Genomic DNA, 6,656 nt, shown 5'->3' on the forward strand with positions numbered 1-6,656 from the left:
CAGCGTGATGCTGACCGGCGACAACCGCCGCACGGGCGGGGCGGTCGCGTCCGAGCTCGGCCTCGACGTGAAGGCCGAGCTCCTGCCCCAGGACAAGCTCGCCGAGATCGCGGCCCTGAAGGCGGCGGCTCCGGTGGCGATGGTCGGCGACGGCATTAACGACGCGCCGGCGCTCGCCGCCGCCAGCGTCGGCATCGCGATGGGCGGCGGCACCGACGCGGCCCTGGAAACGGCGGACGCGGCGGTGCTGAACGACCGGGTGGGCGACGTGGCGGCGCTGGTCTCCCTCTCTCGGGCGACCCTGGGCAATATCCGCCAGAACGTCGCGATCGCCCTCGGCCTGAAGGCCGTGTTCCTAATGACGACCATCGCCGGCATCACCGGCCTCTGGCCGGCCATCCTGGCCGACACCGGCGCGACCGTCCTGGTGACGGCCAACGCGCTCCGTCTCCTGAGGGCCTGATGATCTCCCTGTCAGGGTGGGCCGGCCGGGCGGCGACCGTGGCCGGGGTGGCGGGGGCCGCCGCGGCCATAGACCTCGTCGCCAAGGCGGTGGCCGAGGCGTGGCTGGAGGAAGGCGCCGTCAGGGGCGCACTGCCCTTCGTCGACCTGAGCCTGTCATTCAACTACGGCATCAGCTTCAGCCTGTTCCCGGCGCACGACCCGTCCTCCCTGGCACTGCTCCTCGCCATCCAGGGCACGCTCACCTGCCTCGTGGCCGGCTGGGCCCTGGCCGCGGGCGGCGGGCTCGAACGCCTCGGGCTCGCCGCGATAGCGGGCGGGGCCGCCGGCAACTTCGTCGACCGGCTCATGGACGGCGTCGTCACGGACTACCTCGACCTGCACACCGGCGGCATCCGCTGGTTCACCTTCAATTTGGCGGACGTCTGGATCTCGACAGGCGTGGTGCTGCTGCTCCTCGACGGACTTCCCCTGCGGCGGAGGCATCGCAGCGCCGGGGATCCGATCCCGTAAGCGGCCCGCTTCCGCCGAACCGCAGCCACGGCAACCTGTCATCAACCCTTCGAGCCCAGGCTCGGAGGCCGACCTCGGCGAGGCCGACATGCTGAAGACGACAACGCTCGGTCTGGCCCTCCTCCTGGCGCTGTCCGCCTGCCAGGACGGCCAGTACGCGGCCTCGACGCGCCACCTCGCGCCGATCCCGCCGGCGACCCTGGCCCTGATGTCGGCCAAGGGTGTCTCGCCGGCGGATCCGATCCTGATGCGGGCCTACAAGAAGGAGTCCGAGATCGAGCTCTGGAAGCGCGGCACGGACGGCAAGTACGCCCTCCTGAAGACCTACGCGATGTGCCGCTGGTCGGGTCAGCTGGGGCCCAAGACCCGGGAGGGGGACCGGCAGGCGCCGGAGGGCTTCTACGCGGTGACGCCCGCGTCCATGAACCCGAATTCGAGCCTCTATCTCTCGTTCAATCTCGGGTACCCGAACGAGTACGACCGCTCCCTGGGACGCACCGGCGCGCACCTGATGGTGCACGGCTCGTGCTCGTCGCGGGGCTGCTTCGCGATGACGGACGAGGTGATCTCGGAACTCTATGCCGTGGTGCGGGAGGCCTTCGCGGGCGGCCAGCGCGCCGTCCAGTTCCAGTCCTACCCGTTCCGCATGACGCCGGAGAACTTGGCCCGGCATCGCCAGGACCCGAACATCGCGTTCTGGAGGAACCTCAAGGAGGGGTCCGACCGGTTCGAGGTCACGGGGGCCGAGCAGGGCGTCGGCGTCGCCGATGGCCGATACGTGTTCGATGCCGGCGACGAGGCCACCGCTGGCGCGGTCGCGCGGAGGCAGGCGGATGACGAGCGGCAGGTCGCCGCCCTCGTGGCGAGCGGGACGCCCGCCGTCCGGCTGGTGTACGAGGACGGCGGCCAGCACCGGTCGTTCCGAGAGACCATGGTCGCGGCCGGAGGCGGTCTCGGCGAGGTGAGCCGCCCCGAGGCTCTGGCCGCAGGGCCGCGTGAGGTCGCCGTGCCGGCCGCGGGCCCGGTTGCTCTCGCCGGCAAGCGGGAGCCGGTCCGGGGTGCGGCGGCGCTCAAGCCGGCGGGGCCCGGCGGGACCGAGGCGGAGCGCCAACGCCTTCTCAAGATCTTCGCCGCGGCCGGGGCCGGTCAGGAGTGACGATCCTGCGTCCATCATTCCGCCGGGGCTGAACCGATGGCCATCGACGCCTCAAGCGTGGGCTTCCTGGCGGCCTTCGCGGCCGGCGCCGTGTCGTTCCTATCGCCCTGCGTGCTGCCCCTCGTTCCGGGCTACGTGTCGTACGTCGCGGGGCAGTCGGCCGCCGGCGAGCGCGACAGCCTGCGCACGCTCGGCCTGAGCCTTTGCTTCGTGCTCGGGTTCACGACCGTCTTCGTCGCGTTCGGCGCGGGGGCGAGCGCGCTCGGCTTCGCCCTGCTCGCCCATCGCGAGGCGCTGAACCTCGCCTCGGGCTTGCTGGTGATCCTGTTCGGCCTGTTCACGGCCGGTCTGCTGCGGCCCGCCTGGCTGCAGCGTGAGCTGCGCTGGCACGGCGATCCGCCGGGTCAGGGGCCCGTCGCCGCCTATCTCCTCGGAACGGCCTTCGCCTTCGGATGGACCCCATGCATCGGTCCCGTCCTCGGTGCCATCCTGGCAGTCACGGCCTCCTCGGCCGCGGGCAAGGGCGTCGCCCTGCTCACCGTCTACTCGCTCGGGCTTGGCGTGCCGTTCGTGGCGGCGGCCCTTTTCCTGTCAGGCTTCGTCGCGCGCCTTCGGACCCTACGCTGGTTCGGTCGTGCGCTTCAGCTCGTCGGCGGGGGCGTGATGGTGGCGATGGGGCTGCTGATGGTGACCGACCGCATGAGCGCCGTGGCTTCCCTCCTCGTGGAGGCCTTCCCCGTGCTTGGGCGGATCGGTTTGAGGCATGGTCCTCCGCAGGCGTGCTGTTGAGCATGCGACTGCAGGCTGCCACGAGCGTGAGCCGACCCTTGTTGAAGAACAAGATTCGGCACTATCCTGGGTAAGCCGCGCGCATCGCCGCGAGGGCCTCAGGGGCGTGGGCCGAACAGGATCACCGTCATGCCGACGAGGCAGATCGCACCGCCCGTAACGTCCCATCGGTCCGGACGGTAGCCTTCCGCACCCCATAGCCAGAGGATGGCCGCCACGATGTAGATGCCTCCGTAGGCCGCATAAGCCCTGCCTGCCGCCTCGCTCTCGACTAAGGTAAGCAGGTAGGCGAAGAGCGCAAGCGATGCCATGCCGGGGAGCAACCAGAGGGGTGATCTGTCCAGGCGCAGCCAGGCCCAGAACGCGAAGCATCCAACGATTTCGGCGAGGGCCGCGCCCGCATAGGCGAGGAAGGTCGTCATTTCTGAGTGGTCTCGTTGCTCTTGAAGTCTGTCAAGCTTGCAATGCGAGGTCCGCGATCCTGATAGGACTGCCGCTGGTTCGCGTGGTGCTCACGGATACTGTTCGGCGACCTGCCGGAACAGAGCGGCGCCACCGTCGTCCTCGTCATGGCTGACCGGCGCCGTGGCGCGGGCGCCGCCGAAGCGCGCATAGAGGGCCGGAAGTACGACCAGGGTCAGCATGGTGGCGCTGATCAAGCCGCGGATGAACACGGTCGCGAGCGGCTTCTGGACCTCCGTGCCGGTCCCCGCCGCCAGCGTCACCGGGACGAACCCGAGCGAGGGCAACAAGCGCGGTCATGGCGTCCTTCAGGATGGCGATCAGCGCCGGCACGAAGGTCAGCGACAGGACGAAGGCGGCAACGAGCGCGATGATGACGGTCGGCGCCATCGGCTCGAACATCTTGCCCTCGACCCTGGCCACGCCCGGCACGGTCTTGATCTGCGGCCGGACGATCCATTCCTGGAAGGTCCGCAGGTAGGCGGCCTTCTCCAGCTCCGTCCTCAGCCCCAGTCCCTCAGGTGTCAGGTATCTGTCGTCCGATTGCCAGCCCGGTTCGCCTAAACACGACGCCTTCCACGCGTCGGGCGCCGTGTAGCGCACGGTCCACATGAATATCTCGTCGAGGCCGGTCATGATCGGCCCCATATGAGGCTGGAATTCGGACGGCCGCCCCTCGCGCGCCTCGCCTAGGCGCTCCACCAACTGGCGGCGGGCGAAGTAGACCTTGACCTCGTCGGCGAAGACCGCCGTGACCTGGGAGAAGTCGTTACGCGAACGCAAACGGATGTATTCCGAACCCTTGATGCCGGCGAGCGTGGTCTCGACCGGTCAGGTCACCTGCTTCTCGATATCGAAGGGCGAGAGCGTGGGCGCGACGGTGTTGAACAGCACCTGGTTGCTGTTGATATCGGGCACGAAGTCGAGCCAGCCCTGTCGAACGGGGAAGGCGAGGATACGGGAGATCAGGTCCGGTCGCCCTCAGTCGTCGCCCGCTTCGGATTTGCGGAGCTCGGCCTTGAGGATGAAGGAGTTGGCAACCGCGATGGTGGCGCCCGACTTCAGTCCGGAGACGACCTCGTAGGAATCGTCGTCCGAGCGTCCGAGCTCGACCTCCCGCTTCTCGAAGCCCTCCTCAGTGCGCACGAAAACGACGCGCTCGCCCCCGACCGTCTGCAGGGCGGCCTTCGGGACGTGCACCTCGACCGCGTCGTTCGCGATCTCCACCCCGGCAGTGACGAAGGCGCCGGGGCGCCATGCAAGGTCAGGGTTCGGCAGGGCGACGATGACCCGCGCCGAGCGGGTGTCCGGGTTCAAGAACGGGCTGACGAAGACGACCTTGCCGTCGGCATGGCGGCCGCCGGCCTCATGGGCATGGGTGACAGCTACGGGTGCGCCCTCCCGAACCATGGCGAGCTCGTGTGTCGGCACCGACAGCTCGATCCATACGGTCGAGAGGTCGGCGACGGTGTAGATGTCGGCGGGGTCGCCCTTGCCGCCGACCGTCGTCCCGACCTCGACCTTGCGCTCGACGACCCGGCCGGCGAGCGACGAGCGGAGCTCGTACCGGCGCAGGGTGGATTGGTTCAGGGTGGCACCTTCTCGTTTCTGTGCGGCTGCGACATCGGTCGCGCTCAGCCCGAGGGCGGACAGCTTCTGGCTGGCGAGGTCGACGCGCAAGGTGGCTTCCGTGTAGGTTGCCCTGGTCCGCAGGTAGACCTGCTCCGACGAGATGCGCTTGTCCCAGAGCGCCTGCTGCCGGTCGAAGTTGGTCTTCTCCAGCTCGGCGCGTACCGAGGCGATGAGGTACTCGCTCTTGGCGTCGGCGACGTCACGGCTTTCGAGGACGGCGACGATCTCGTCCTTGGCAACCCGGTCGCCGAGGCGCTTGCGCATCTCCGTGACGGTACCCACGACCCGGGCCGGGACGCGCGCGATCCGGTCGGTGTCGGGGGTGATGGCGCCGGGTACCAGGAGGTGCCGGGCGAGCGTGCCGCCCTCGACTTTCACGACCGAGATGTTGAGCGCCGCCACCTCCTCGGGTCCCATCCGGATTGCGCCCTTCTCGGGGTGCTCCTCGCCCGGCTCGTACCCGTGCTTCCCGATCTCGTGGCCGTTCGTGGCCTTGGGGGTTCCCGGCTTCTTGACGTCGTCATCTCCGTCGGGCGGCGTCCCAGCCTTCGAGGGTTCGTGGTTGGCGGTGATGGGTGGCACGGTGATGGTGAACAGGTCTTTCGGCAGCCCGGCGGCGGCCAGATTGTCCCTGACGAAGCGGGCGACGGCGGGGACGGCTGCGCCTATGGCGATGCCGGTGGCCAGGAGGACCGCGAACAGGAGGAGGCGCATGGGGGCCGCTCGACAAGGACGCCGGACGGCCTGCTTGGGCGGTCACGGTCGTTCCCGTTGGATCAGGTGATGGACGAACCGGCGCCGAGATGTGGGCCGGGCGAACGCGCTCTTGGGAGCGCGGCGTCACCTTACGCGCGGGGCGGTCTCGCCAGTCGGTCGGGAGTGACGGAGGTCGGAACCTCGGCCACCCAGGAAAAGCCCAGGCCGGCGAACTCCGTCGACGGCGTGACGTGGGAGGAGACTTGGAGAGGGGCCACCTGATGGCAGCCACAAAGGAGGCGGCAGGCCAAACCCGGATTGCCGGCCTCGGTGGGCATGGGCGTGACTAGCGTCCCCACACCGATTGCGTTTTGGTAGCGGCCGCCATGATCAGCAAGATCGTCGCCGGAGCCCGCAACGGTCGAAACGATGAACATGGCCAGGGCAAGCAAGAGCGCGCGGGCACCGAATGCGCACCACTCCTGCAACACGGCACAACGCCTATGCCAACCGCCGACACCCATCGAGGTTCTTATGCGCGATTTTGGTTTGTTCGCACAAGAACAACCATCACGCCCCGACCCTCCCAAATCGGGAAGCCCCACTACCCGCGGCACGTCATCAAAGAAAGCGCGTCCTGTTCCGTTACAAGATCGGATGCGGCGGCTGCACCAAGCCCATCACCTGCACCATCCAAGCCATCGAGCCGTGCGCTCAAGTCGGGATCAATTTGCGGGCCGATCTCGTGTCCGTGGCCGCGGATCCGGCTGAGCCGCTGCTCGCGGCAGCTTGAAATGCCGCAGCGGCAACCAAACCTTCATCCCCCCATTTTCGTTTCACATGCGGACATGGTCCCGCCACCGAAATCGGTGTAAGCCAGACCTCATGAGCCTCGACCGGCAAATCATGCGCCTGACGGCGGTGGTGATCCTCGCGATCATCGCCT

General features: G+C 68.6%; 7 protein-coding genes and 1 pseudogene. 4 read left to right on the plus strand and 4 right to left on the minus strand.

Features of this window, described 5'->3' with window-relative positions:
* The 4 genes from MFF42_RS18165 to MFF42_RS18180 form a co-directional block, all read left to right on the plus strand.
* Positions 1 to 463 (plus strand): HAD-IC family P-type ATPase (locus MFF42_RS18165; RefSeq protein WP_238257007.1); only part of this gene is annotated, 463 nt, incomplete at its 5' end.
* Complete coding sequence (gene lspA / locus MFF42_RS18170) at positions 463 to 975, plus strand: signal peptidase II (protein WP_012455883.1); 513 nt, start codon at positions 463 to 465, stop codon at positions 973 to 975. The genes MFF42_RS18165 and lspA, both read left to right, overlap by 1 nt.
* An 88-nt stretch (positions 976 to 1,063) precedes the next feature.
* The gene (locus MFF42_RS18175; protein ID WP_017484336.1) at positions 1,064 to 2,131 is read left to right on the plus strand and encodes a L,D-transpeptidase family protein; all 1,068 of its coding nucleotides are present in this window, start codon (positions 1,064 to 1,066) and stop codon (positions 2,129 to 2,131) included.
* A gap of 36 nt (positions 2,132 to 2,167) precedes the next feature.
* A complete protein-coding gene (locus MFF42_RS18180; RefSeq protein ID WP_238257008.1) occupies positions 2,168 to 2,920 on the plus strand; it encodes a cytochrome c biogenesis CcdA family protein in 753 nt (250 codons plus the stop codon).
* A 98-nt stretch (positions 2,921 to 3,018) separates the two neighbouring features.
* Here MFF42_RS18180 and MFF42_RS18185 read toward each other — a convergent pair whose 3' ends face one another.
* The 4 genes and pseudogenes from MFF42_RS18185 to MFF42_RS18210 all read right to left on the minus strand — a co-directional run.
* The gene (locus MFF42_RS18185) at positions 3,019 to 3,342 is read right to left on the minus strand and encodes a YnfA family protein (RefSeq protein WP_003596966.1); all 324 of its coding nucleotides are present in this window, start codon (positions 3,340 to 3,342) and stop codon (positions 3,019 to 3,021) included.
* A gap of 90 nt (positions 3,343 to 3,432) precedes the next feature.
* Positions 3,433 to 4,351, minus strand: a pseudogene (locus MFF42_RS26595) (efflux RND transporter permease subunit).
* Positions 4,352 to 4,363: 12 nt separating this feature from the next.
* A complete protein-coding gene (locus tag MFF42_RS18205; RefSeq protein ID WP_003596971.1) occupies positions 4,364 to 5,728 on the minus strand; it encodes an efflux RND transporter periplasmic adaptor subunit in 1,365 nt (454 codons plus the stop codon).
* Positions 5,729 to 6,424: 696 nt separating this feature from the next.
* Positions 6,425 to 6,656, minus strand: a 232-nt coding sequence (locus tag MFF42_RS18210) for a hypothetical protein (protein WP_238257009.1), incomplete at its 5' end; no start/stop codon positions are given.

The sequence above is a fragment of the Methylorubrum podarium genome (assembly GCF_022179745.1).
Classification (GTDB): Bacteria; Pseudomonadota; Alphaproteobacteria; order Rhizobiales; family Beijerinckiaceae; genus Methylobacterium; species Methylobacterium podarium.

Bases quoted from the DNA above. Each gene is read 5' to 3' on its own strand.
- MFF42_RS18180 (WP_238257008.1), top strand. From the start codon at position 2,168: ATGGCCATCGACGCCTCAAGCGTGGGCTTCCTGGCGGCCTTCGCGGCC.
- MFF42_RS18175 (WP_017484336.1), top strand. From the start codon at position 1,064: ATGCTGAAGACGACAACGCTCGGTCTGGCCCTCCTCCTGGCGCTGTCC.
- lspA (WP_012455883.1), top strand. From the start codon at position 463: ATGATCTCCCTGTCAGGGTGGGCCGGCCGGGCGGCGACCGTGGCCGGG.
- MFF42_RS18205 (WP_003596971.1), bottom strand. From the start codon at position 5,728: ATGCGCCTCCTCCTGTTCGCGGTCCTCCTGGCCACCGGCATCGCCATA.
- MFF42_RS18185 (WP_003596966.1), bottom strand. From the start codon at position 3,342: ATGACGACCTTCCTCGCCTATGCGGGCGCGGCCCTCGCCGAAATCGTT.